The sequence below is a fragment of the Aeromonas sp. s10 genome (genome assembly GCF_040907975.1).
In the GTDB taxonomy this organism is placed as follows: Bacteria; Pseudomonadota; Gammaproteobacteria; order Enterobacterales; family Aeromonadaceae; genus Aeromonas; species Aeromonas caviae.
Genome location: NZ_JBFOCV010000033.1, coordinates 372,486 through 395,502, shown reverse-complemented (window position 1 = coordinate 395,502; position 23,017 = coordinate 372,486). Strand labels below are relative to the sequence as shown.

At 62.7% G+C, this 23,017-nt stretch carries 24 protein-coding genes; 15 read left to right on the top strand and 9 right to left on the bottom strand.

Annotated elements, in window-relative coordinates:
- Complete coding sequence (locus AB5Y59_RS11020; protein ID WP_368211980.1) at window positions 1–2,565, top strand: TRAP transporter permease; 2,565 nt, start codon at window positions 1–3, stop codon at window positions 2,563–2,565.
- 88 nt (window positions 2,566–2,653) lie between these two features.
- Here the strand turns inward: AB5Y59_RS11020 and AB5Y59_RS11015 are convergent, their stop codons facing one another.
- Window positions 2,654–2,812 (bottom strand): hypothetical protein, encoded by a 159-nt coding sequence (locus AB5Y59_RS11015; RefSeq protein WP_005332188.1) that lies wholly within the window; start codon window positions 2,810–2,812, stop codon window positions 2,654–2,656.
- A 172-nt stretch (window positions 2,813–2,984) separates the two neighbouring features.
- Here AB5Y59_RS11015 and AB5Y59_RS11010 point away from each other — a divergent pair, with 172 nt between their 5' ends.
- Window positions 2,985–3,611, top strand: coding sequence for a lysoplasmalogenase (locus AB5Y59_RS11010; protein WP_368211979.1), 627 nt, complete (start codon window positions 2,985–2,987; stop codon window positions 3,609–3,611).
- Window positions 3,612–3,671: 60 nt separating this feature from the next.
- Here AB5Y59_RS11010 and AB5Y59_RS11005 read toward each other — a convergent pair whose 3' ends face one another.
- Window positions 3,672–5,225, bottom strand: a complete 1,554-nt coding sequence (locus tag AB5Y59_RS11005) for a DHA2 family efflux MFS transporter permease subunit (protein WP_042864576.1) — start codon at window positions 5,223–5,225, stop codon at window positions 3,672–3,674.
- Window positions 5,225–6,277: an HlyD family secretion protein gene (locus AB5Y59_RS11000; RefSeq protein WP_167825698.1), complete on the bottom strand. Its 1,053-nt coding sequence runs from the start codon at window positions 6,275–6,277 to the stop codon at window positions 5,225–5,227. Before AB5Y59_RS11000 ends, AB5Y59_RS11005 begins: the two co-directional genes overlap by 1 nt.
- A 97-nt stretch (window positions 6,278–6,374) precedes the next feature.
- Between AB5Y59_RS11000 and AB5Y59_RS10995 the strand changes: the two genes are divergently transcribed.
- Window positions 6,375–7,277: a LysR family transcriptional regulator gene (locus AB5Y59_RS10995; RefSeq protein WP_010672586.1), complete on the top strand. Its 903-nt coding sequence runs from the start codon at window positions 6,375–6,377 to the stop codon at window positions 7,275–7,277.
- Window positions 7,278–7,406: 129 nt separating this feature from the next.
- Window positions 7,407–7,721 (top strand): DUF2007 domain-containing protein, encoded by a 315-nt coding sequence (locus AB5Y59_RS10990; RefSeq protein ID WP_010672587.1) that lies wholly within the window; start codon window positions 7,407–7,409, stop codon window positions 7,719–7,721.
- A gap of 15 nt (window positions 7,722–7,736) precedes the next feature.
- On the opposite strand, the gene AB5Y59_RS10985 is transcribed toward AB5Y59_RS10990, so the two are convergent.
- Window positions 7,737–9,020, bottom strand: coding sequence for a dicarboxylate/amino acid:cation symporter (locus AB5Y59_RS10985; RefSeq protein WP_368211978.1), 1,284 nt, complete (start codon window positions 9,018–9,020; stop codon window positions 7,737–7,739).
- Between the two features lie 207 nt (window positions 9,021–9,227).
- On the opposite strand from AB5Y59_RS10985, the gene AB5Y59_RS10980 reads away from it, so the two are divergent.
- Together AB5Y59_RS10980 and AB5Y59_RS10975 are read left to right on the top strand one after the other, a co-directional pair.
- Window positions 9,228–9,473: a YecH family metal-binding protein gene (locus AB5Y59_RS10980; protein WP_045522984.1), complete on the top strand. Its 246-nt coding sequence runs from the start codon at window positions 9,228–9,230 to the stop codon at window positions 9,471–9,473.
- Between the two features lie 101 nt (window positions 9,474–9,574).
- Complete coding sequence (locus AB5Y59_RS10975; RefSeq protein ID WP_010672590.1) at window positions 9,575–10,174, top strand: YhgN family NAAT transporter; 600 nt, start codon at window positions 9,575–9,577, stop codon at window positions 10,172–10,174.
- 60 nt (window positions 10,175–10,234) lie between these two features.
- On the opposite strand, the gene AB5Y59_RS10970 is transcribed toward AB5Y59_RS10975, so the two are convergent.
- A complete protein-coding gene (locus AB5Y59_RS10970) occupies window positions 10,235–11,212 on the bottom strand; it encodes a LysR substrate-binding domain-containing protein (protein WP_010672591.1) in 978 nt (325 codons plus the stop codon).
- A 294-nt stretch (window positions 11,213–11,506) separates the two neighbouring features.
- On the opposite strand from AB5Y59_RS10970, the gene tatA reads away from it, so the two are divergent.
- The 3 genes from tatA (at window position 11,507) to AB5Y59_RS10955 (ending at window position 13,622) form a co-directional block, all read left to right on the top strand.
- Entirely contained in the window at window positions 11,507–11,671 is a 165-nt protein-coding gene (gene tatA, locus AB5Y59_RS10965) for a twin-arginine translocase TatA/TatE family subunit (protein WP_368211977.1), read from the top strand.
- Between the two features lie 10 nt (window positions 11,672–11,681).
- On the top strand, window positions 11,682–11,984 hold the full coding sequence (locus tag AB5Y59_RS10960) for a YfcZ/YiiS family protein (protein WP_010672593.1): 303 nt from the start codon (window positions 11,682–11,684) through the stop codon (window positions 11,982–11,984).
- A gap of 216 nt (window positions 11,985–12,200) precedes the next feature.
- A complete protein-coding gene (locus AB5Y59_RS10955) occupies window positions 12,201–13,622 on the top strand; it encodes a lytic transglycosylase F (RefSeq protein ID WP_103244097.1) in 1,422 nt (473 codons plus the stop codon).
- 5 nt (window positions 13,623–13,627) lie between these two features.
- Here the strand turns inward: AB5Y59_RS10955 and AB5Y59_RS10950 are convergent, their stop codons facing one another.
- Window positions 13,628–13,789 (bottom strand): hypothetical protein, encoded by a 162-nt coding sequence (locus AB5Y59_RS10950; RefSeq protein ID WP_368211976.1) that lies wholly within the window; start codon window positions 13,787–13,789, stop codon window positions 13,628–13,630.
- Window positions 13,790–13,864: 75 nt separating this feature from the next.
- Between AB5Y59_RS10950 and AB5Y59_RS10945 the strand changes: the two genes are divergently transcribed.
- A complete protein-coding gene (locus AB5Y59_RS10945; protein ID WP_236275859.1) occupies window positions 13,865–15,118 on the top strand; it encodes a phosphatidylserine/phosphatidylglycerophosphate/cardiolipin synthase family protein in 1,254 nt (417 codons plus the stop codon).
- A 468-nt stretch (window positions 15,119–15,586) separates the two neighbouring features.
- On the opposite strand, the gene AB5Y59_RS10940 is transcribed toward AB5Y59_RS10945, so the two are convergent.
- Entirely contained in the window at window positions 15,587–16,705 is a 1,119-nt protein-coding gene (locus tag AB5Y59_RS10940; protein ID WP_368211975.1) for a fatty acid desaturase, read from the bottom strand.
- Between the two features lie 149 nt (window positions 16,706–16,854).
- Between AB5Y59_RS10940 and fabR the strand changes: the two genes are divergently transcribed.
- Together fabR and AB5Y59_RS10930 are read left to right on the top strand one after the other, a co-directional pair.
- Window positions 16,855–17,475: an HTH-type transcriptional repressor FabR gene (gene fabR, locus AB5Y59_RS10935; RefSeq protein ID WP_010672598.1), complete on the top strand. Its 621-nt coding sequence runs from the start codon at window positions 16,855–16,857 to the stop codon at window positions 17,473–17,475.
- Between the two features lie 19 nt (window positions 17,476–17,494).
- Window positions 17,495–17,860, top strand: coding sequence for a YijD family membrane protein (locus AB5Y59_RS10930; RefSeq protein WP_041212194.1), 366 nt, complete (start codon window positions 17,495–17,497; stop codon window positions 17,858–17,860).
- A 33-nt stretch (window positions 17,861–17,893) separates the two neighbouring features.
- Here the strand turns inward: AB5Y59_RS10930 and AB5Y59_RS10925 are convergent, their stop codons facing one another.
- Together AB5Y59_RS10925 and rsmD are read right to left on the bottom strand one after the other, a co-directional pair.
- Window positions 17,894–18,208, bottom strand: coding sequence for a DUF1145 domain-containing protein (locus tag AB5Y59_RS10925; RefSeq protein ID WP_010672600.1), 315 nt, complete (start codon window positions 18,206–18,208; stop codon window positions 17,894–17,896).
- Between the two features lie 108 nt (window positions 18,209–18,316).
- On the bottom strand, window positions 18,317–18,946 hold the full coding sequence (gene rsmD / locus AB5Y59_RS10920; RefSeq protein ID WP_368211974.1) for a 16S rRNA (guanine(966)-N(2))-methyltransferase RsmD: 630 nt from the start codon (window positions 18,944–18,946) through the stop codon (window positions 18,317–18,319).
- Window positions 18,947–19,056: 110 nt separating this feature from the next.
- Here rsmD and ftsY point away from each other — a divergent pair, with 110 nt between their 5' ends.
- The 3 genes from ftsY (at window position 19,057) to ftsX (ending at window position 22,715) form a co-directional block, all read left to right on the top strand.
- Window positions 19,057–20,871, top strand: a complete 1,815-nt coding sequence (ftsY, locus tag AB5Y59_RS10915; protein WP_368211973.1) for a signal recognition particle-docking protein FtsY — start codon at window positions 19,057–19,059, stop codon at window positions 20,869–20,871.
- 222 nt (window positions 20,872–21,093) lie between these two features.
- Window positions 21,094–21,762 carry a cell division ATP-binding protein FtsE gene (gene ftsE, locus AB5Y59_RS10910; protein WP_010672603.1) on the top strand — a complete coding sequence of 223 codons (669 nt, stop codon included), beginning with the start codon at window positions 21,094–21,096 and terminating at the stop codon, window positions 21,760–21,762.
- A complete protein-coding gene (gene ftsX / locus AB5Y59_RS10905) occupies window positions 21,762–22,715 on the top strand; it encodes a permease-like cell division protein FtsX (RefSeq protein ID WP_029313524.1) in 954 nt (317 codons plus the stop codon). The genes ftsE and ftsX overlap by 1 nt, the downstream gene beginning before the upstream one ends.
- Window positions 22,716–23,017: the final 302 nt, after the last annotated feature.

Sequence of the window (23,017 nt, the reverse complement as noted above, 5' to 3'; positions counted from 1 at the left end):
ATGCAGCAAACACAACAACAAGAGGCGTTCTCGGCCGAGGAGCTGATCGCCCAGGACGTCGGCGCCAGGCTGCCCGTCGGCCCCATGAGCTGGATCATCGCGGGTCTTGCGCTGATCTGGTCCCTGTTCCAGCTCTGGATTGCCTCGCCGCTGCCCTTCTCCCTCGGCATCGGCGTCCTCAACGACACTGAAACACGCTCGATTCACCTGGCCTTCGCCATCCTGCTCGCCTACCTGGTGTTCCCCGCCATGCGCAGCTCACCGCGAGACAGGGTTCCCCTTGCCGACATCGCCCTCGGCCTCGTCGGTGCCGCCGTCGCCAGCTATCTGTTCGTGATGTACCAGGAGCTTGCCCAGCGTCCCGGCAACCTCACCACCATGGACTTCGCGGTGGCCTGCGTCGGCATCCCGCTCCTGCTGGAAGCGGCCCGCCGCGCCCTGGGCCCGGCCCTGGCGGTCATCGCCATCGTCTTCCTGGCCTACAGCCTGGCCGGTCCCTGGATGCCTTCCCTGCTGGCCCACCGCGGGGTGAGCCTGCATGCGCTGGCCAACCACCAGTGGATCACCACCGAAGGGGTGTTCGGCATCGCCCTTGGGGTCTCCACCAGCTTCGTCTTCCTGTTCGTGCTGTTTGGCGCCCTGCTCGAGCGCGCCGGTGCGGGCCATTACTTCATCCAGCTCGCCTTCAGCCTGCTGGGTCACCTGCGCGGCGGCCCGGCCAAGGCGGCCGTGGTCGCCTCGGCCCTGACCGGCGTCATCTCCGGCTCCTCCATCGCCAACGTGGTGACCACGGGCACCTTCACCATCCCCATGATGAAACGGGTCGGTTTCTCCAAGGAGAAGGCCGGCGCGGTGGAAGTGGCCTCTTCGGTCAACGGCCAGATCATGCCGCCGGTCATGGGGGCTGCGGCCTTCCTGATGGTGGAGTACGTGGGCATTCCCTATGTGGAGATCATCAAGCACGCCTTCCTGCCTGCGGCCATCTCCTACATCGCCCTGCTCTACATCGTGCACCTCGAGGCGCTCAAGCTCGGGATGCAGCCCATTGGCAACCGTCAGCCGCGCCCCTGGCTGCGTCGCCTGACCGGCTTCGCCTTCGGTGCCGCCCTCATCAGCGGCCTCTCCATGGCGGTCTACTACGGCCTGGGCTGGCTCAAGCCGGTACTGGGTGACTATGCCCTGCCGGGGATCAGCGTGCTGCTGGCCGTCGCCTACCTGGGACTGCTGAAGATCGCCGCGAGCAACGCGCCGCTGCCGGCGGAAGACCCGGACAAGCCACTGGACGAGCTGCCCGAGACCCGCGCCGTGCTGCTCTCCGGCCTGCACTTCCTGCTGCCCGTGGTGGTGCTGGTGTGGTGTCTGATGGTGGAGCGCCTCTCCCCCGGCCTGTCGGCCTTCTGGGGGTCGGTGATGCTCATCATCATCCTGCTGACCCAGCGTCCGCTGCTGAACTGGCTGCGCACCGACGGCAAGCACGACTACGGCTCCTTCACCGATGGCGTGGTGGACCTGCGCGAGGGGCTGATTGCCGGTGCCCGCAACATGATCGGCATCGGCATTGCCACCGCCACTGCCGGCATCATCGTCGGGGCCGTCTCCCAGACCGGCGTCGGCCTGGTGCTGGCGGATCTGGTGGAGTTCCTCTCCATGGGCAACCTGCTGCTCATGCTGATCCTCACCGCGCTGCTGAGCCTCATCCTCGGCATGGGGCTGCCGACCACTGCCAACTACATCGTGGTATCGAGCCTGCTGGCGCCGGTGATCGTCACCCTGGGTCAGCAGAACGGCCTCATCGTGCCGCTCATCGCGGTGCACCTGTTCGTCTTCTACTTCGGCATCATGGCGGACGTGACCCCGCCGGTGGGGCTGGCCTCGTTCGCCGCGGCCGCCGTCTCCAAGGGCGACCCCATCAAGACAGGGATCACGGCGTTCTACTACAGCCTGCGTACCGCGGCGCTGCCGTTCCTGTTCATCTTCAACACCGATCTGCTGCTCATCAACGTGGACTTCGCCCACGGCGTGCTGATCTTCATCGTGGCCACCATCGCCATGCTGATCTTCGCTGCCGCCACCCAGGGCTTCTTCCTGGTGAAGAGCCGCTGGTACGAGAGCGTGCTGCTGCTGCTGGTGGCCTTCACCCTGTTCCGCCCTGGCTTCTGGATGGATCTGCTGCACGACCCGTATCGCGACACCGCCCCGACCGAGCTGGCCCAGACCATGGGTCAGGTGGAGGCCGAGAGCACCCTGCGCCTGCGGATGGAAGGGGAAGATGCGGTGGGCAAGTTGCGCCGCTTCACCGTGTTGCTGCCGGTGCCGGATGGTGCGAGCGGTGAGGATCGTCTGACCAAGCTGGGGATCCAGACCTATGAGCAGGACGGCAAGATCCTGATCGACACCGTCACCTTCGGCAGCCAGGCGGCCGATCTGGGGCTGGAGATGGATCAGCAGATCCTGAGCGTCAAGGCGCCCACCGAGCGCTGGCCCAAGGAGCTGATGTGGCTGCCGGGCTTCCTGCTGTTCGGGGCCGTGGTCTGGCTGCAACGCCGCCGGGTCACTCGACCCTGATCATCACCCAATAAAAAACGGCGCCTTCGGGCGCCGTTTTTTATGCTGGGCTGTGATGCCGGCCGCTTCGGACCATCAGTTCAGGGCATCAGTTGGACTGGGTCTGCTTCTGTTTTTGCAGTTGGTCGAGGGTCTGCTGCTCCTGCGGGCTGAGGCCAAGCTGCTCGCAGGCCTGTTCAAAGCTGATGCCAAGATGGCACATCATGATGTCGATAGCGGGCAGGTAGTTGGTCATAGCGTCTTCCATGGTGATCCTCCAGAGCTGTCTCTTATGCCCGAGGGCGGGGATGGGGGCAATTAGACTTTAGGTGTAGGGTGCCATCTGCTTCAGCCTCTGCCACTGGCCGGGGGAATTTGCTACTCTTGCGGGCACTAAAGAGGTTGCCGCCCCAGGGTGAGCAGCCGGTGAGGAGCAGGGCATGTTATTGAGTTTCTTGATCATCGCATCGGGCTGGTGGCACATCCGCGCGGCTTACGGCTCAGACTCCCGTCAGTTCTACATCAGCAAACCCCTGACCATGCTGTTCATCATCGCCCTGGCGTTTGGCTACCAGAGCGACGATCACAACGGCTCCCACGCCTGGATCCTGCTCGGTCTCTGCCTGTCGCTGGCGGGGGACGTGCTGCTGATGCTGCCACGGGATCGCTTCATCCAGGGGCTGGCGGCATTTTTTGTCGCTCACCTCTGCTACATCGTCGGTTTCGCCCAGGGGCCCCTGGTGCTCAAGCTGGTGGACGGCCTGCTGCTGTTGCTGGTGGCCGGCATGGTGTTCGGGCTCCTGTGGGGCCAGCTCGGCGAGATGAGGATCCCCGTCTTCTGCTACATGCTGGTGATCATCGCCATGGCCTGGGTGGCCGCCGGTGCCTGGCATGCCTCTCTCACTGCCGGCAGCGCCGCCGCCCTGGTGGGGGCGCTGATGTTCCTCTTCTCCGACGGCATGCTGGCGCTGGACAGATTCCGCCGCCCCTTCCCCCATGCCACGGCCTGGATCATGAGCAGCTACTTCGCGGCACAGTTCCTGATCGCCGCCTCCCTGGCGGGCTGACCGGCGGGCAGCCATGAAAAACGGGCCTTCTGGCCCGTTTTGCTATGTGAGCCCCACCTTTCACGCCTCGACCGGTTCTGCGTCAGGGGCCCTCGGGGCAGGCTGCTTGAGCAGCAGCATCAGGGCGCTGGCGACGAGCAGGAAGATACCCATCACGTAGAACACCTGGTTGTAGGCCATGATGGCCGCCTCGCGGCTGATGGTGTTCGACAGCATGGCCCGGGCCTGCAACTGGGCCTGCTCCGGCCCGGCTCCCTGGGCCATCATGGTCTGGGCCAACTGCATCAGATAGGCCTGCCCCTCGATGCTGGTGGCGGCCAGGGTGCTGCCGATCTGGCTGACATGAGTCCGGGTGTCGTTGTCGATCAGGGTGGCGATGATGGCGATGCCGAAGGCGCCCCCCAGGTTGCGCAGCACGTTGAGCAGGGTTGAGGAAGAAGGGATCTCGTCCGGCGTCAGGCTGGCGGTCGCCACCAGGGAGAGGGGTACCATGATGAAGGGCTGCCCCAGGGCCCGCACGATGAGGGACTGGATCAGCTGGGGCCCGGCGTAGTCGGCATTCATGTTCACGTTCATGAAGCAGCTGATGGCGAAGACCAGAAAGCCGAAGCTCACCAGATAGCGCGGATCTATCTTGTGGGTCAGCTTGGGCACCAGGGGGAGCACCAGCAACTGGGGCAACCCCATCCACATCAGCACTTCACCGATTTCCAGGGCGTTGTAATTGTGGATCTGGGTCATGTAGAGGGGCAGCACATAGATGGAGCCCATCAACCCCATACCGAGTACCAGGTAGGCGAAGCAGGCCAGGGCGAAGCGCGGGTTGTGCAGCAGCCGCAGGTTGACCAGGGGGTGGCGGCGCAGCAACTGGCTGATGACGAAGAACACCAGGGCCACCACCGAGATGACGGTGAGCCGCACGATGAAGCTCGAGCCGAACCAGTCCTCCCGGTTGCCCTCTTCCAGCACCACCTCCAGGAGGCCGAGACCCACCGCCATGGTGAGGATACCGATGAGATCCACCCGCTTGATCACCTCCCAGTCCACCGGCTTCCTGTCCAGCCCGTGGGCCAGCATGGCCATGACCAGCAGACCGGGCGGCACGTTCAGATAGAAGATGTAGTGCCAGGACATCTGCTCCGTCAGCCAGCCCCCCAGGGTCGGGCCGATGGCGGGGGCGAAGGTGGCGCACAGGCCGAACAGCGCCATGCCGGTGGCTCGCTTGTGCAGCGGCAGCAGGCTGACGATGAGGGAGAAGGCCATGGGGATCAGGGCCCCGCCGGTAAAGCCCTGCAGCGCCCGAAAGACGATCATGCTGGTGAGGTTCCAGCTGAACGAGCAGAGCACGGAGGCGACGATGAAGGCGCCCGTGGTCCACAGCAGGTAGCGCCGCACGCTCAGTCCCCGGCTCAGCCAGCCGCTCAGCGGTATGGCGATCATCTCCGCCACCAGATAGGAGGTGGAGATCCAGGAGCTCTCGCTCAGGGTGGCTGAGAGTGCCCCCTGAATGTCTTTCAGGGAGGCGTTGGTGATCTGGATGTCGAGGATGGCCATGAAGGCGCCGATGAGGCCCCCCATGACCGCGATCCAGTTGCGGCGTGGTATGGCGTCCATCAGTGGGCGGCCACCATGGGATCAGGGGTACGGGTGTCGACGATCACCTCGGTGGAGAGGCCGGGCAGCAGCTTGCCCGCCAGGGCGCCCGGATCCGGGATGCGGATCTTGACCGGCACCCGCTGCACGATCTTGGTGAAGTTGCCGGTGGCGTTTTCCGGCGGCAGCAGGGCGAACTTGGCGCCGGTGGCCGGAGAGAGGCTGTCGATGATCCCCTCGACCGGTTGATCCGGATAGGCATCCAGGATCACCTCCACCTTCTGGCCCGGCTGCATGTGCTGCAACTGGGTCTCCTTGAAGTTGGCCTCGACCCACACCTGGCTCAGGGGCACCAGGCTGGCCACCTGCATACCGGACTGGACGTAGAGCCCTTCCCGCAGGCTGCGCTTGCCGATGATGCCGTCAGCCGGGGCTCGCAGCTCGGTGTAGCCGAGTTCCAGCCTGGCTTGTTCAAGCTGGGCTTCGCTCAATGCCAGCCTGGCCTGGTTCTGCTTGGCTTCGGCATCCAGCACCAGCAGCCGCTCGCGGGCGGCCTGCAGGGCGGCTTTGGCCTCCAGTGCCTGGGCCTGGTTGACCTGCAAGCCGGCACGCACCTCGTCCAGGCTGTCCTGGGAGCTGTAGTGACGCTCATTGAGCTGGCTGACCCGGCGCACCTGCTGCTGGGCCCGGACCTGTTCGGCATTGGCCGAGCTGACTTTTGCCTCGGCCTGGCGGATGAGGCTCAACTGCTGGATACGGGTGGCGGCGAGGTTATCCGCCGTCGCCTGGTTGAGGTGCAGATCGGCCTCGGCCTCCGCCACCTTGGTCCTGTATTCGCGGTCGTCGAGCCGGGCGATGAGCTGGCCGGCCTTCACCGCCTGGTTGTCGGTCACCAGTACTTCGCTGATGTAGCCGGAGAGCTTGGAACCGATGCCGGTCACCTCGCTTTGCAGGTAGGCGTTGTCGGTGCTCTCGAAGTAGCGGCCATGCAGATACCAGTAACCGGCAAACAGCAGGCCGAGCAGGGCCAGCACCAGGGCGGCCAGCAGGGGGATCTTCTTGTGTTGACTCATGATATTGGTTTTCCTGAACTGTGGCGGGCAGGCTAACATCGTGCAACTGTTTCGATTAGTATCCATTCATGAGATATACAGTTTCACTGGTGAAACAATGGACCTGAATGCTGCCTTAATCCTCGTTCGTATCGTCGACAAGGGCTCCTTTACCGCCGCTGCCCAGGAGCTGGGCATGACCAAGGCGACGGTGAGCCGCCGCATTGCCGAGCTGGAGCAGCGTCTCGGCGCGCGGTTGCTCTATCGCTCCACCCGGCAGCTCACCCTGACGGAAGCCGGTGAACAATATTATCTACGCTGCAGCAAGGCGGTGGAGGAGCTGGCCCAGGCCGAGCTGATGCTCAGTGCCAGCCAGCAGGAGGTGACGGGGACCCTCAAGCTGGCGGTGCCCATCGAGACGGGACAGCTGGTGGTGGGCAGGCTGGTGGCGAACTTCCTGCAAGCCTATCCGGGCATGAAGGTGGAGCTGGAGCTGACCAACCGCATCGTGGATCCCATCAGCGAAGGGCTGGATGCCATCGTGCGGGTCGGCGACATGAGCGACTCCAACCTGGCGGCGCGGCGTCTCTGGAGCACCGAGCGGCTGCTGTGCGCCAGCCCGGACTATCTGGCGCGCCACCCGGTGATCCAGAGGCCCGCCGATCTGGTGCATCACGAGCGGATCGCGGTCAGCACGGGGTTCCTCGCCTCGCACTGGTGTTTCGAGCTGGATGATCGCGAAGTGCTGGTGGATCCCCCGTCCCGCTTCCAGGTCAACAACATCACCTGTGCCAGGGAGGCGGCGAAGGCGGGGCTGGGGCTGGCTTCCCTGCCCGCCATGCTGTGCCATGATGAGCTGGCGAACGGGACGCTGGTCTCCTTGCTGCCGGAGTGGCAGCAACCCAGGGTACCCATCTACCTGCTGTTTCCCGAGCGGCGCCTGATGCCGCGCAAGCTGAGGGCATTCATCGATTTTCTGGTTGCCAACGGCCCGGCTTACGGTATCGACAAGCTGCTGTAAGGGTTTCGAGGACAACGTATGGAGCGGTGGATGAATCTGTATCGGGCATCTCGCTCCCGGAAGATGCTCGCCCTGGAATGATGGTAGTGCTGGTGATGACGGCACTGGCAAGGGTTTCGAGGACAACGTATGGATCAGTGGATTAACTTGTATCGCGCCTCTCACTCCCTGGAGGCGCATGCCCTGAAAGGGGCCTTGGAAGTAGAGGGAGTCAGGGTGCGCCTCAGCGGCGAAGGACTCTCCGGCGCGCTCGGGGAGCTGCCGGTGGATCTGCTGCAAGTGACCCTGATGGTGAACGAGCGGGATCGTCAGCGGGCGGGCCGGATCATCGAGCGCTACCAGCAGCGCCAGGGCAACGGCTGGCTGTGCGGCCAGTGCGGGGAGGAGAACGGCGCCAACTTCGATATCTGCTGGCGCTGCCATCACGATCCCCAGGATCATTGAACGCCCCTCGCGCCCTCAGCTCAGGGTGAAGTCGATGTCATCCCCCGCATGGGCATCGTGGTAGGTGGCGAGATCCAGCTCCTTCTCGCTGCGGGCGATGAGCACGGAGACCAGGATGTCGCCGGAGACGTTGACCGTGGTGCGCGCCATGTCGAGGATCCGGTCTATGCCTGCGATGAGTGCCACCCCTTCCAGCGGCAGTCCCACGGCAGTGAGGGTCAGGGTCAGCAGCATCAGCCCGGTACCGGGTGTGCCCGCCGTGCCGATGCTGGCCAGCGTGACGATGCTGATGATGGTCAGGTAGTCCACCAGATGCAGATCCACCCCGAAGGCCTGGGCCACGAACAGGGCGGTGACTCCCTGATAGAGGGCGGTGCCATCCATGTTGATGGTGGCGCCGATGGGCAGCACCTTGGCGGTGATGGCGGGGGAGACCCCGAGCCTGCGTTCGGCGCAGGCCAGGCTGATGGGCAGGGTGCTGCTGCTTGAACTGCTGGTGAAGGCCACCGCCTGGGCATCGACGATGCTCTTGAAGTAGTGCAACGGGTTGAGGCGCGCCATCAGGAGCAGCAGGCTGCTGTAGACGCCGAGCACGTGGAGCAGGCAGCCGAGGTAGACGGCGCCGATCACCTTGAGCAGCGGCAACAGCAGGCTGACGCCGTACTTGCCGGTCATCCAGGCCATCAGGGCGCAGACGCCATAGGGGGCCAGCGCCATCACCATCTGGGTCAGCTTGAACATTCCCTCTGCCAGGGAGGTAAAGAACAGTATGGCGGGGCGGCCGCGTCGTCCGGTGGCGTTGAGGGCGAGAGCGAGGGCCACGGCGAACACGATCACCTGCAATATCTTGCCATCGCCCATGGCCTGCACCGGGTTGCGCGGCACCAGGTGGCTCAGCACGCTGGCCAGAGTAGGTTGCTGCGCCATGGCGCCCCGTTCATAAGGACCCATGTTGGCGCCCATGCCCGGTTCCAGCAGCCAGCCCATCATCAGGCCGATGCAGATGGCGACGGCGGTGGAGCAGAGATAGAAGCCGATGGCCTTGCCGGCGATGCGGTCGAGCCGCTTGCCCTTGAGCAGGGCGGTGAGGCCTGCCAGGACGGAACAGAAGATGAGGGGCACCATCAGCATCTGGATGGTGTTGACGAACAGGACGCCGATGGGCTTGAGCAGCAGGGCCTGCTCGCTGAAGCAGAGTCCCAGACCTATCCCGGTCAGCATGCCGAGCAGAGTCTTCAACCAGAGCGGGCGACGGGTCCAGATCCGCCAGGGTTTGAAGACCAATCCATGGAACAGCATGACGCCAATGTCCTTATTTCTGTCTGCGGTGGCAAAAAGGGGCGACAGTGTAGCCATCCCCCCGTCAGGTTGCCACATTATCGACAAAGCGGCGCTCACGACCAGCCCGCTGGCGTTAAAAAAGGCGTTTTGTTGGCCTATATCAAGAACCCTCTCCGGGCTTCGGGCTTTAATTGTCATCTGACATGATGATTAAAGAGGTTCGAGATGCCCCAATCGATACACGGTCACGAAGTGATGGAGATGATGCTGGAGCAGGAGAGTCCGTTTACCCGGGCCAGCCTCAGGGCGGCGATCGCCTCGCGCTTCGGTGCCGAGGCCCGGTTCCACACCTGCAGCGCCAGCGAGATGGACGCTGACGCCCTGATCGACTTCCTGGCCAGGCGCGGCAAGTTCATCGACTCGGAGTCAGGGTTCCAGACCCGCGCCGACAAGATCTGCAACCACGGATGATCGCCAGCGGCGAGCGCGGTGGGGCGCTCGCCGAATCCCGCCACCTTTGTTATATTTCGCCCTCCTTCCCCTCTTGTTGAAAGGTTCTGCCCGGGCGCTCTATGGACACATTCTCCGCTGCCGTCATGCTGTTTCTGATCATGGATCCGCTGGGCAACCTGCCGGTCTTCCTCTCCATCCTGCGCCATGTCGACCCCAAGCGTCGACGCAAGGTGATGCTGCGGGAGCTGTTGTTTTCACTGGTGATCATGATGGGCTTCCTGTTCGCCGGTCAGCAGATCCTGAGCTTCCTCAACCTGCGTCAGGAGGCGGTCAGCATCGCGGGGGGCATCATCCTCTTCCTCATCGCCATCAAGATGATCTTCCCGAGCCCCGGTGGTGTGACCGGGCTGGCGGCGGGGGAGGAGCCCTTCCTGGTGCCCATGGCCATCCCCATGATTGCGGGCCCCTCCATCCTGGCTTCCCTGCTGCTTCTGGCCAACCAGGAGCCGACCCGGATGGTGGACTGGTCATTGGCCCTGCTGATGGCCTGGGGGGCCAGCGCCGTGATCCTGATGTTCTACGAGCTGTTCAACAAGCTGCTGGGTGAGCGAGGACTCACCGCGGTGGAGCGGCTGATGGGCATGCTGCTGGTGATGATCTCGGTGCAGATGCTGCTGGACGGGGTGCACCACTATCTGGCGGTGACGGGTCAGAACTGACGGGGCGAATGCTGATGTCAACGTGAAACGGGGCTTCTTGAGCCCCGTTTTTTTTGCGCGTCAGGCGGCAGCGGCCGGGCCGTCCGCCGAGGTTTCCAGCTTGCCCATGATGAGGGCGAGTAGGGTCTCCCGCAGCCAGCGGTGGCCCGGATCCTCCTCGTGGCGCTGATGCCAGATGAGCAGGTGGGAGATGCTGTCCAGGGCGATGGGCAGCGGCAGCGGCACCAGGGGATAGACCTGGGTCGCGTGGCGGGCATAGAGCCGGGAGAGGGTCACTATCATGTCCGAGTGCATGCCCATGCGCAGGGCCGCCTCGAAGGAGGGCACGGTCGCCTCGATCCGGCGATAGAGATCCTGCTCCGCCAGCTTGTGATCCAGCATCCAGCGATCCCGCCCCTCGCAGTAGGTCTGCACATGGGGGTAGGCGAGGTAACGGGCGAGATCCCACTCGGGCTCCTGCAAGGCAGGGTGATCCCGCTGCACCAGGCAGGTGAGATCGTCGATGGTGAGCAACCGCTGGCAGATGGCGTTGGGCAGGGTGTCGAGGCGAAAATCCGAATTGATGCAGTTCTCCCGCACCGTGAAGGCGATATCCACCTGGCCCTGGCTCATCTCGGTCAGGCTGTGTTCGGTCCACTCCTCGTAGCGCAGGCGGATGCCAGGGGCCTGACGCTTCAGTTCGCTCAGGTAGAGGGGGGCAAACAGGGTGAAGGCGCTGTCCATGCTGGCGATGACGAACTCCCGCTCCGTGCTGGCGGGATCGAAGTCCGGCGGCTGGATCAGGTTGTCCAGGGAGAGCAGTATGGGCTGCAGTTGCTGCTGGAGATCCAGGGCGCGGGGAGTGGGATCCATCCCGTAGGCCGAGCGCACGAACAGGGGATCGTCAAAGGTCTCCCGCAACCGCCCGAGGGCCTTGCTGACGGCGGACTGGCTCAGGTGCAAACGGCGTGCAGCCCGGCTGCCGTTGCGCTCTTCCAGCAAGACTTGCAGGATTATCAACAAATTAAGGTCTATGCGTGCAAGCTGTTCCAGCAACATGATATGAATCCTCTTCAATTCCTAGATGAATATATACCATTTGTTTTCATATCTTGGCGATCCTATGCTCGACGGGTCTCTCGCCCTGGTGGCGGCTGGTACAGGATGTAGCGGTTGAGGGGACAAGTAGCACCGACTCATACGGCGGCCCATGGTCGCCGTATTTTTTTGCGCCTCGTCGCGGTTTTTTTGCGCGATTTTTTCGCCAACTTGCACCTGCCTTGATTTTGCCCAACAATCGATACGCTTTCTTTTGATACAACCTCCAGGTATCTAACAGTCAGGAGTCTCCCTATGGGACTGGGTGGCATTCATATCTGGCATCTGCTGATCCTGCTCGTGGTCGCCGTCGTGGTGTTTGGCAGCAAACGCCTGGCTGGCGCCGGTGAGGATCTGGGCACTGCCATCAGGGATTTTCGCAACGCCTTGCGCGACGATGACAATATCCGGAATAAGTAGGAGTGAACGTATGTCTGTAGACGAGAAAGTGGAACTGAACGAGACCTGTGACAGTTGCGGCTGTTTCGCCGAAATTGGCACCATCATCGGCGAAGGTGACGACGTCATGGAGCTGGTGATCGAGGCCGCAGCAGAAGCCGACGCCCGCGAGAAATTTGCAGCTTACGAGGCGCTGGCCAAGCAGGTTACTGCCGAAGCCAAAAGCAGCAGCGAGCTGAGCCGGGGCCCGGATGGCGTGATCCTGAAGGCCCGCCTGCAATTCACCTGCACCGCCGAGAAGCTGATCTTCGAGATGCGCGCCCGCTCCCTCTGAGATCGTGATGACACGGCAGGCTTGCCTGCCGTCTTGCTCTGCCCCTCGCTTTTTCCCTCCCTTTGCGTTGTATAGTGAGTTATCCCACGGACGATCCGTTTTCCGTCCGGCATGCGCCGATCGGCAGAAGATCCCGCGACGCCCCATGACTTGGCGCAGGCGCCTTCTCTGACAGACCCGACGGTGCGCACCGGCCCACAGCGAGGTGGTTAAATCATGATGCGGCGATGGATCTGGGCCCTGCTGGCTCTCTGCTCTCTCCCTCTGCTGGCGGCGGATCTCAAGCCGCAGTTGCTGCCCCAGGCCGGTGATCTCGAACACATCCTGCAAAAAAAAGAGCTCAGGGCCCTGGTGGTCTATGAGCGGGGGTTTTTCTTTTTCGACAAGGGAGCCCAGTACGGCATCCTGGTCAATCAGCTTCAGGGATTCGAGCGCTGGTTGAACCAGACCTACCTGGCCAAGGAGAAGCTCAAGCTCAAGATCATTTATATCCCGGTGCGCCAGGACAAGCTGCTGGACTATCTGGCCGAGGGGCGCGGGGATCTGGTGGCCGCCAACCTGACGGTCACCCCCACCCGGCGCGAGCAGGTGACCTTCTCCCAGCCGCTGATCACCCCCATCGAGGAGTGGGTGGTGAGCCAGCGGGAGCTCCCTGCCTTCAATCGCATCACCCAGCTGTCCGGCCGGCGGATCTGGGTGCGAGCCAGCTCCAGTTATTTCGAGAGCCTGCACCAGCTCAACTGGCTGTTTCGGGAGCTGGGGTTGCCCCCGGTCTACATCGAGACGGTTCCCGAATACCTGCAGGACGGGGACCTGCTGGAGATGGTGTCAGCCGGGATCATTCCGCTGACGGTCACCGACAGCTTCAAGGGGCGGATCTGGCTCGACATGATTGGCGGCCTCAAGGCCCACAGGCTGATTCCGCTGCGGGACAAGGGGCGCAGCGCCTGGGCCCTGCGCAACAACAGCCCGGAGCTGCTCAAGGCGGTGAACGCCTACATCTCGGAGTCGAGCAAGCGGACCCTCTACAGTGACATGACATTGCGCCGCCTGCTGGCGCAGAGCGACCGCATGAGCAACATACTGGCGCCGGACCCGCTGGGGCGACTGTCGACCATTCGCAAGGTACTGGAGGCCCAGGCGGACAAGTATCAGCTGGACTGGCTGATGCTGGCCGCGCTGGCTTACAAGGAGTCGGGGCTCAATCCCAATGTCGGCTCTCACCGGGGGGCCGTCGGCATCATGCAATTGCTGCCGAGCACCGGCAAGGAGGTGGGGATCCGCGGCGCCAGACTCACCAGTCTGGAGGGCAATGTGGAGGCGGCCTGTCGCTACATGCGGCTCATCCTGGACACCTACTTCAATGATCCCGGGATGGACAGGCTCAATCGCCATCTGTTCGCCCTGGCCGCCTACAATGCGGGTCCGAACCGGGTCCAGGCATTGCAGGCCAAGGCGGCTGACAAGGGGCTGGATCCGAACGTCTGGTTCGGCAACGTGGAGCAGCTGGTGGCCAACGACGTGGGCCAGGGGCCCATCAACTACGTTGGCACCATCTACAAATACTACGTGGCCTACCGTTTCAGCCTGCCCCAGCTGGAGGGCAAGTCAGAGGCCATCGAGGCGGTGCAGCCCTGAGCCTGTCAATGCTGGCCGGGGGGGGGATCCTCGTGATGCTGCGCAAGGGGCTCCCAGCCCAGATCCCGGTGCTGCTGGTACCAGGGCATCAACAGCCTGGCCGGGGTGGGATCCGGTTGGCTGGCATGGGGTCTCTGACTGAGGGAGGGGTGGTCGCGCAGTTCCATCATCGGCTCCTTGACACTGGGCTATCGGGGCGGTTGTCTGGGTTATGCCACCACCAGATGACAGAGAGATGACCCTTGATCCCCGCCGAGTTTGCCTTGCTCGCCGATCCCGGTGCAGCCCTCAAGGCCCGATGCCAGTTGATCCGCCAGGCTCGCCACCGGATCCTCGCCCAGTATTACAGCTGGGAAGAGGACGGCAGCGGCAAGCTGCTGCTGGCGGAGCTGGTGCGGGCGGCCCGGCGCGGAGTGGTGGTGCAACTGCTCATCGATGATCTCTACGGCGGGGAGAACCGCTTTCTGGAGGCGGTGGCGGCGGAACCGGGCATCGAGGTGCGCCTGTTCAACCCCTTCTGGCTGCGGGGCTGGCGTCCCCTTACCTTGCTGCTGGAAGGGGTGCTGAGCTTTCGCCGCATCAATCACCGGATGCACAACAAGCTGCTGCTGGTGGATGGCAGCCAGGCGGTGATCGGCGGGCGCAATATTGGTGATCGTTACTTCGGGCTGGGGATGCCGCCTCACTTCATCGACCTGGATCTGCTCTGCCGCGGCCCCCTCTGTCAGCAGGCCGAGCAGGGGTTCGCGCTGTTCTGGCACAGTCGCTGGAGCCACCCGGTCCGTCGCCTGTTGAGACGCCCCTTGCTGCCAGCCGAAACCCGGGCCCTGAACGATTTCCTGCTGACCCTGACCGACCCCGCCATGGCGGCCGCCTATGATCTGCCGGCCACTCTGTTTGATGAGTGCCCCGTTCCCCTTTGCTGGCATCCCGGGCGAGGGCAGTGCTGGTTCGATCGCCCCGGCAAGGGGCTGGTCGCCCGGCCGACCACGGCGCCCCTGCTGGGACGCATGCTGGCGAGCAATCAGGGGGCCCTGAGGTTGGTGAGCCCTTACCTGATCCTGACACGGGGGCTGCGTCGCCGGCTCAAGGGGCAGCGACGGCAGGGGGTCGACATCGAGATCCTGACCAACTCCCTGGCCAGCACGGACGTGCCCCTGGTCTATGGCGCCTATCGACGTCACCGCCCCTGGCTCGAGCGTCAGGGGGTCACCCTGTTCGAGCTGACGACGGAGGCGTTCAGTCTGCATGCCAAGCTGATCCTGATGGGGAAGGAGGAGGCGCTGCTCGGCAGTTTCAACCTGGATCCCCGCTCCCTGATGCTCAACACCGAGTTGATGCTGCACCTCCATAGCCCGAGGTTGTGCGACGAGTTGCAGCAACTCATTGATGGCTGGTTGCAGCAGGCCGTGCACCCGGTGGCGGCGTCCCCCTCTGCATGGCGGCGCCTGCTGGCGCAATTGAGCGATTGGTTACCTTTGCATCGTTGGTTGTGAGTGGGATCCGCCTTGTGCGAGATCTCGCAAAGCCTTGTGCGCCTTCGAGGATAACGTTTGCCATCCAAAAACGGGACTGGATTGCATCGTATTGTTTTTAATCGATTTATATTAAGGGCGCCGTAACAATCCAGGCTCCTCGACTGCATAGAGGTGCGTGTAGAACGGTTTTTTATTTTATTTAACTGCGTAGTATCTCGAGTGCAAGGACAAACACGGCGGCTGGTCTGCCGTGTGGGTGACGGCAACAGGGGAAATGGGCCAACCGGATTGCTCCGGCAGGCGAGGCGGATCGGGAGCGGAAACCCGTGATGCCAGACAGACCCCCGTGGTTGCGGGAGCCCAATATGGAACATGCTATTTGCGAGGGGGTGACATGCGAATGTTGCCCCATTTTTTATGCCCGCCGTCTGCTTGCCCAATCAAAAAGACCGCCTGCTGGCGGTCTTTTGCGTGATGTCTCGGCGATCAGGCGAGGCCCGCCAGCAGACGACTCCAGTTGCGCTTGGCAACGAGGAAACCGTCTCGCACTGTGCGGTACTCCAGTTGCAGCCTGAGCCTGTCGTAGCGTGCGAGGGCTGTGCGCTTGCGCTGCTCCAGCAGTGACTTGCGGCTGGCATAGTAGTGCTGGATCTGCAGGCTCAGCTTGTCGTACTCCTCCTGCAGCAGTGCCTGCCAGCGTTCCCTGTCGTCCTGCTGGTGCACTCTGGCCTGGGCGCGCTTGAGTTGCATCTCCAGCCTGGCCTGCTCGATGCGTTCCTCCGGGCAGGATCTCAGGTCTTTGGCGAGCCCGCACCAGGCGGCGGTGCGGATCAGCCACTTGGTGGGATCGAACTGCCACCACTGAATGCCGTTGCGGTAGTCGTTCTCGAACAGGTGATGGAAGTTGTGATAGCCCTCGCCAAAGGTGAAGAAGGCCAGGATGCCGTTGTCCCGGGCGCTGTTGCGATCCGTGAACGGCTGGCTGCCCCAGATGTGGGCCAGGGAGTTGATGAAGAAGGTGGTGTGATGGGTCATCACCATGCGCAGCACCCCGGCCAGCAGCATCATGCCGAGCAAATCCCCGTGCAGGAGGCCGAGCAGCAGCGGAATGCCGATGTTGGTGACCAGAGCCAGGGCGAGATAGTGCCTGTGCTGGAAGGCGACCACGGGGTTGTTTTGCAGGTCGCGCACATTGCTGTAGTCGTGGTAGGTGTCGCGCTGGTATTCCCGCAGCATCCAGCCGATGTGGGAGTACCAGAAGCCGCGACCCGCACTGTAGGGATCCTTCTGGTTGTCATCCACGTGGCGGTGGTGGCGGCGATGATCCGAGGACCAGTGCAGCGCCGAGTTCTGCAGGGCGAGCGCGCCTCCGATGGCGAAGAGCCATTGCAGGGCCGGGTGCGCCTTGTAGGCCTTGTGGGACCAGAGCCTGTGGTAGCCGGCGGTGATGGAGATGCCGCAATAGCAGAACAGCAGCAGGAAGCAGAGCCACTGCCAGAGGTCGTAGCCCTGGCTCAGTCCATACCAGGGGACCGCTATCAGTGCCGTCAGCCCGGAGAGGGCGAACAGCAGGGTGTTGGTCATGATGATCGGGGGGCGGTCCATTTCACTCGGCTCCTTTCAGCGAACAGCTGTTCACTATTCTCCATTGAGCCGGAATGCGGGTCAATGGTAAAAAAGTCGGAGACAAACCTGATCCCGGCCCCGCCTTCGGGTTATCATCTGGCCTCGCTAATCTCAAGGTGACTGTTTTCGTGGGTATTCGCGCGCAACAAAAAGAAAAAACCCGGCGTACGCTGATCGAGGCGGCGTTCAGTCAACTCTGCGCCAACCGCAGTTTCTCCAACCTCAGCCTGCGGGAAGTGGCCAGAGAGGCGGGCATAGCGCCGACCTCCTTCTATCGCCACTTTCGGGACATGGAAGAGCTGGGGCTGACGCTGGTGGACGAGGGAGGGCTGACCCTGCGCCAACTGATGCGCCAGGCGCGCCAGCGCATTGCCGGTGGTGGCAGCGTCATCAGCACCTCGGTGCAGACCTTCATGGAATTCGTCGAAAACAACCCGAACATCTTCCGGCTACTGCTGCGCGAGCGCTCCGGCACCTCGGCTGCATTCCGTCAGGCGGTGGCTCGGGAGATCCAGCACTTCATCGCCGAGCTGACCGATTATCTGGAAGCCACCACGCAGGCGCCACGGGAAGAGGCCTATATCCAGGCGGAGGCCATGGTGACCATCGTCTTCAGCGCCGGTGCAGACGCCCTCGACATGACCCCGGAAGAGTGCAAGGCACTGTCGGAGCGGACCATCAGCCAGCTGCGGATGATCGCCATGGGCGCCGAGGTGCAGAACCGCAAGCGCCACGAATCTCTCACATAACGCAAGGATGGACAGCCTCATGCATGAACCGAACGCGATTCCGAAGAAGCCCCTGGTGCTGGCCCTGCTGATCGGTATCTGTGGCGATGCCTTCCTGTCGGCCTTGATGGAGTCGGTCGTCCCCTTCTCCTTCTACCCCCTCATCGCCCTGTTGCTGGCGGCCAGCCAGCTCTATCAGCACTATCGCCATGAGCCCATGGTGGGCAACACACCCAGCTGCATCCTGCTCTGCTTCTTTATCGGCGTGTTCGGCCATTCTGCCCTGGTCAAGGTGCAGTACCCCGAGCTTGGCAGCAACTTCTTCTCCCTCATTGCCATGCTGCTGCTGCTCGCCGCCCTCTCCATCAAGCTGGGAATCAGCCTCGGAAAAACGCAGAAGGAGTGACGAATCACTCCTTCTGGTCGGGCCGGGGGTGGCCTAGTCGGCCCTGGGGGGGGTCTCTCCCTTCTTCCTAGCGTCTATGATGGCCTGCAGCTTGGTGCGGATATCCATCATGCCGAACACCCCGAAGATCAGCACCTGGGTGAATTCGAGACGAGTGACCGCGAAGTAGGGTTTGCAAGCCGCCTTGATCATGCTGGCCTGTACCCAGTGCATCAATATCACGATGACGCCGCACACAGGCAGAAAGCCGTTCAGTTTGCCCGGCAGGGTGCCCAGCAGGGCGAGTGCCACACCGAACCAGAAGAACAGCAGCACCCCCATCGCCAACAGATTAAACACCCGCTTCATCGTTTACCTCCCGTACATAGAGTTGATAGCAGACCTGATGTGATCGACCTGCTTGTCCTTGAGCCGTTGTCCAAATTGACGGAGAAGGGGACTGTACCCATCTCCCCTTTAAACAGCAGCGTCATGCTTGGTGTCCCGCAGATAGAGCTGATAGCAGACCTGACCAGCCTGCTTGTCCTTGAGTAGTTTCCAGTTGGCGGGCAGAGCCAGATCGGCCATCTCTTTTTCCCGCTCCAGATAGATGAGGGCATCGGATGCCAGCCAGCCGCGCTGCTCGAGCAGCTCGCACACCTGGGGCAGCAGCTCGCGACGAAACGGGGGGTCCAGAAAGACCAGGTCGAAGGGGGTGGCCGGGCCTTGCAGCCAGCTCACGGCATCGGCCTGGATCACCTGCCCCTGGCTGCTGCCCAGGGTCGTCAGGTTCTTCTTGAGCTGGTCGGCGGCGCCTCTGTCCATCTCGATCAGGGTGACCTGTTCGGCATAGCGGGACAAGGCTTCCAGCCCCAGCCCGCCGCTGCCGGCGAACAGATCCAGGCAGCGGGTACCGCGCACGTGGGGAGCCAGCCAGTTGAAGATGGTCTCCTTGACGCGATCCGTGGTGGGTCTGAGCCCTTCCACATCCCTGACGGGGAGTTTGCGCCCCTTCCATTGGCCGCTGATGATTCGTACCACGCCCGCTCGCCCCTGGGGGGCCGGGCTCTTGCTCGGGCTGTTACGGCTGGATTTCACTCTGGGCATCGCGTTTCGTCGTCAGAAAATAAAGTGATAGTATAAGGCGGTTCATTTTTATGCCGACCCGCCGAGGGACGGCTATCTTAGCAGTCAGCCTTTGATGTGAGTATTTTTAGATGGCAAAAGGTTTGTTTTCCTGGCTGGGTTTCGGCCGCAAGAAAGAAGAGGCTGAGGCCGTTCCATCGCAGGCGCCCGACGCTACCCCGGCGGTAGTCGAGTCGGAGGCCGCCGCTGTTCCCGCGCCTGTCGCCGATGTTGCCCCGGCTGATGCCCCCGCCGCCAAGCCCGAAGCGCTGCTGAGCGGCCCTGACGAAGGCCCCCTGGTTGTGGAAGAGCCGGAGGGCGAGCTTGAGCCCGTCATCGTCAATGAGGCCTTGATCGCCACCGAAGCTCAGGTCTCAGACGAAGCCATTGTCGCCGCCGAAGCTCGCGCCGCAGAAGAAGCCCGTATTGCCGCCGAGGCCCGCGCCGCGGAAGAGGCTCGCATCGTTGCCGAAGCCCGCGCCGCGGAAGAGGCTCGCATCGTTGCCGAAGCCCGCGCCGCAGAAGAGGCCCGTATTGCTGCCGAGGCCCGCGCCGCAGAAGAGGCCCGTGTTGCCGCCGAGGCTCGCGCCGCAGAAGAAGCCCGTATTGCCGCCGAGGCTCGCGCCGCAGAAGAGACCCGTATTGCCGCCGAGGCCCGCGTCGCGGAAGAAGCTCGTATTGCTGCCGAGGCTCGCGTCGCGGAAGAAGCTCGTATTGCTGCCGAGGCACGCGCTGCGGAAGAGGCTCGCATCGCTGCCGAAGCCCTTGCCGCGGAAGAAGCCCGTATTGCCGCCGAGGCTCGAGCCGCAGAAGAAGCCCGTATTGCCGCCGAAGCTCAGGCTGCCGAGGAAGCCCGTGTCGCCAAAGAGGCCCAGCGAGCGGAAGATTTGCGTCTGGTCGCCGCGATGGAAGCTGAGGCCGCCGCGCTGGCCGCTCTGCCACTTGCCGCCAAGGTGGACGACGACACTCAGGAGAAGCCGCAGCGGGAGGGCTTCTTTGCCCGCCTCAAGCGCAGCCTGGTGCGTACCAGGGAGAATATCGGTTCCGGTTTCTTCGGCCTGTTCAGCGGCAAGAAGATCGATGACGATCTGTTCGAAGAGCTGGAGACCCAGCTGCTGACCGCCGATCTTGGCGTCGACACCACCACCCGCATCATCGAGGGGCTGGTACAGCACGCGGACCGCAAGCAGCTCAAGGACGCCGAGGCGCTCTACGGTCTGCTCAAACAGGACATGGGCGAGATGCTGACCAAGGTCGAGCAGCCCCTGGTGATCGACACCAGCAAGAAGCCTTACGTCATCCTGATGGTCGGCGTGAACGGCGTCGGCAAGACCACCACCATCGGCAAGCTGGCCAAACAGTTCCAGGCCGAGGGCAAGAGCGTGATGCTGGCCGCTGGCGATACCTTCCGTGCCGCTGCGGTCGAGCAGCTGCAGGTGTGGGGTCAGCGCAACAACATTCCGGTGATTGCCCAACACACCGGTGCCGACTCCGCCTCCGTCATCTATGACGCCATCGAGGCTGCCCGCTCCCGCGGGGCTGACGTGCTGATCGCCGATACCGCCGGCCGCCTGCAGAACAAGAGCAACCTGATGGAGGAGCTCAAGAAGGTGGTGCGGGTGATGAAGAAGCTGGACGATGCGGCACCCCACGAGATCATGCTGACTCTGGACGCAGGCACCGGCCAGAACGCATTGAGCCAGGCCAAGCTGTTCAGCGAGGCGGTGGGCCTGACCGGCATCACCCTCACCAAGCTGGACGGCACTGCCAAGGGTGGTGTCATCTTCGCGGTTGCCGACAAGTTCCAGATCCCGATCCGCTACATCGGGGTGGGCGAGGGGATCGACGATCTGCGCCCGTTCGTCGCCAACGACTTCATCGAGGCACTCTTCAGCCGCGAAGAATAAATCCGGCTGACATGAGTCGGCCCGGCCGTGACGAGCACGTGTTCCATACCCCGACTCCGGTCGGGGTATGTCACTATGAGGGCGCAGGCATGGCTCATCCGGGCAAGGATGACACGCGGCATGGTTGTGAGCGGTGTTGTCATCCAGGTGTTGTGCCGGTACGGGCGAGTGAGCGCCCCATGCTTTATCCCGGTCGGGGTTTGTCAATCTCAGGGAACCGTTATGATTCGTTTTGACAAGGTCAGCAAGGTCTACAGTGGCGGTCATCAAGCGCTGCAAAAGGTCAGTTTTCACCTGCGCAAGGGGGAGATGGCCTTCCTGACCGGCCATTCGGGGGCGGGCAAGAGTACCCTCCTCAAGCTCATCAGCGTGATGGAACGACCGACCGACGGCCGCGTTTTCTTCCACGGTGATGACGTCAGCCACATCCAGCGCAGTCAGATCCCCTACGTGCGCCGCCAGATCGGCATGATCTTCCAGGATCACCGTCTGTTGATGGATCGTACCGTGTTCGACAACGTCGCCCTGCCCCTGGTGATCGATGGCTACAGCCATGGGGACATCAACAAGCGGGTGGCGGCGGCGCTGGACAAGGTCGGGCTGCTCGGCAAGGAGCGCTACCAGCCGCGCATGCTCTCCGGCGGTGAGCAGCAGCGGGTCGGCATCGCCCGCGCCATCGTCAACAAGCCGCCCCTGCTGTTGGCTGATGAGCCGACCGGCAATCTGGATCCCCAGCTTTCCATGGACATCATGCGCCTGTTCGAGGAGTTCAACCGCTTCGGCGTCTCCGTGCTGATTGCCACTCACGATCTGGGGCTGATCGCCCGGATGCGCTACCGCACCCTGACCCTCAAGGCGGGTCGCATGTATTCGTCCGGGGAGGATCGCTGATGGCTATTGTTCGTCATAAACAGCCGCCGTTGCGTCGTTTGATGATGTATGGGGTGGATCATGTGCGTCAGGCCTTTGCCAGCCTGGGTGAGCTGTGGCGCAACCCGCTCGCCTCCCTGATGACCCTGGCAGTGCTTGGCGTGAGTCTGGCGCTGCCTTCCTGTTTCCACGTATTGCTGAAGAATGCCGAAGTGGTAGAGGGGAGCTGGCAGACCAGCTCCCAGATCTCCCTCTATCTGCGCAAGGATCTGCCGGAGCAGAGCATCCTCGACATGAAGCAGCGGATCCTGCTCTATCCGGAAGTGGAGTCCGTCACTTATATGAACCGTGACGAGGCGCTCAGGGAATTTCGGGAGATCTCCGGTTTCGGTGATGCCCTGGATTATCTGGACAGCAACCCGCTGCCGCCGGTGCTGAGCGTGATCCCGGATCCGCGCTGGCAGAATCCCGAAGGGGCCGCCGAGCTGCTCGCCAAGCTAGAGAACGAGCCCGGTATCGAGCAGGGCAAGCTGGATCTGCAGTGGTTGACCCGGTTGCAGGGGATCATGAACCTGCTGCGCCACACCATTACAGGTATCGCGGTGTTGCTGCTCTCCGCCGTGTTGCTGATCGTGGGCAACACCCTGCGCCTGAATATCCTGAACCAGCGTTCCGAGATTGAAGTGCTCAAGCTGGTGGGAGCGACCGATGCCTTCATCCACCGTCCCTTCCTCTATACGGGCATCTGGTTCGGGGTCATTGGCGGCATGCTGGCCTGGTGGCTGACCGAGGTGATGGTGATCTGGAGCGAGGGGGTGGTGAAGGAGCTGGCGGGGCTCTACAACAGCAACTTCCGTCTGGTGGGGATGGGGGCGTTCGACGGCTTCAATCTCATACTGCTGGGCGCCCTGCTGGGGTTGATCGCCTCCTGGTTCTCGGTACACAGACACATTCGCGACATAGAACCGTCCTGATTAATTTGTCAGCATTTTAAAGCGCTGGATTTTGCGAACTGGATCAAGTAAAAGAGTGGCCCGTTTCTGGCACGGGCCACTTTCTCAGAGTAATCTGAATGGTGTCTGCGCCGAGGATCATATGTGGATCCTCTGAACCTTTTGATTTATCAATGGTCTATTGACTGCAGCAGAATGAATACGGGTATGGCCCCTATGCCTTGCTCGTCTGACTTGGCAAGCATGTGAAGGTTGCGAGCTCCGCAACAATGGACTTAGCATGCTACTTTTCAGGGGTCCTTTACTGTGACCCCTTTTTTTTG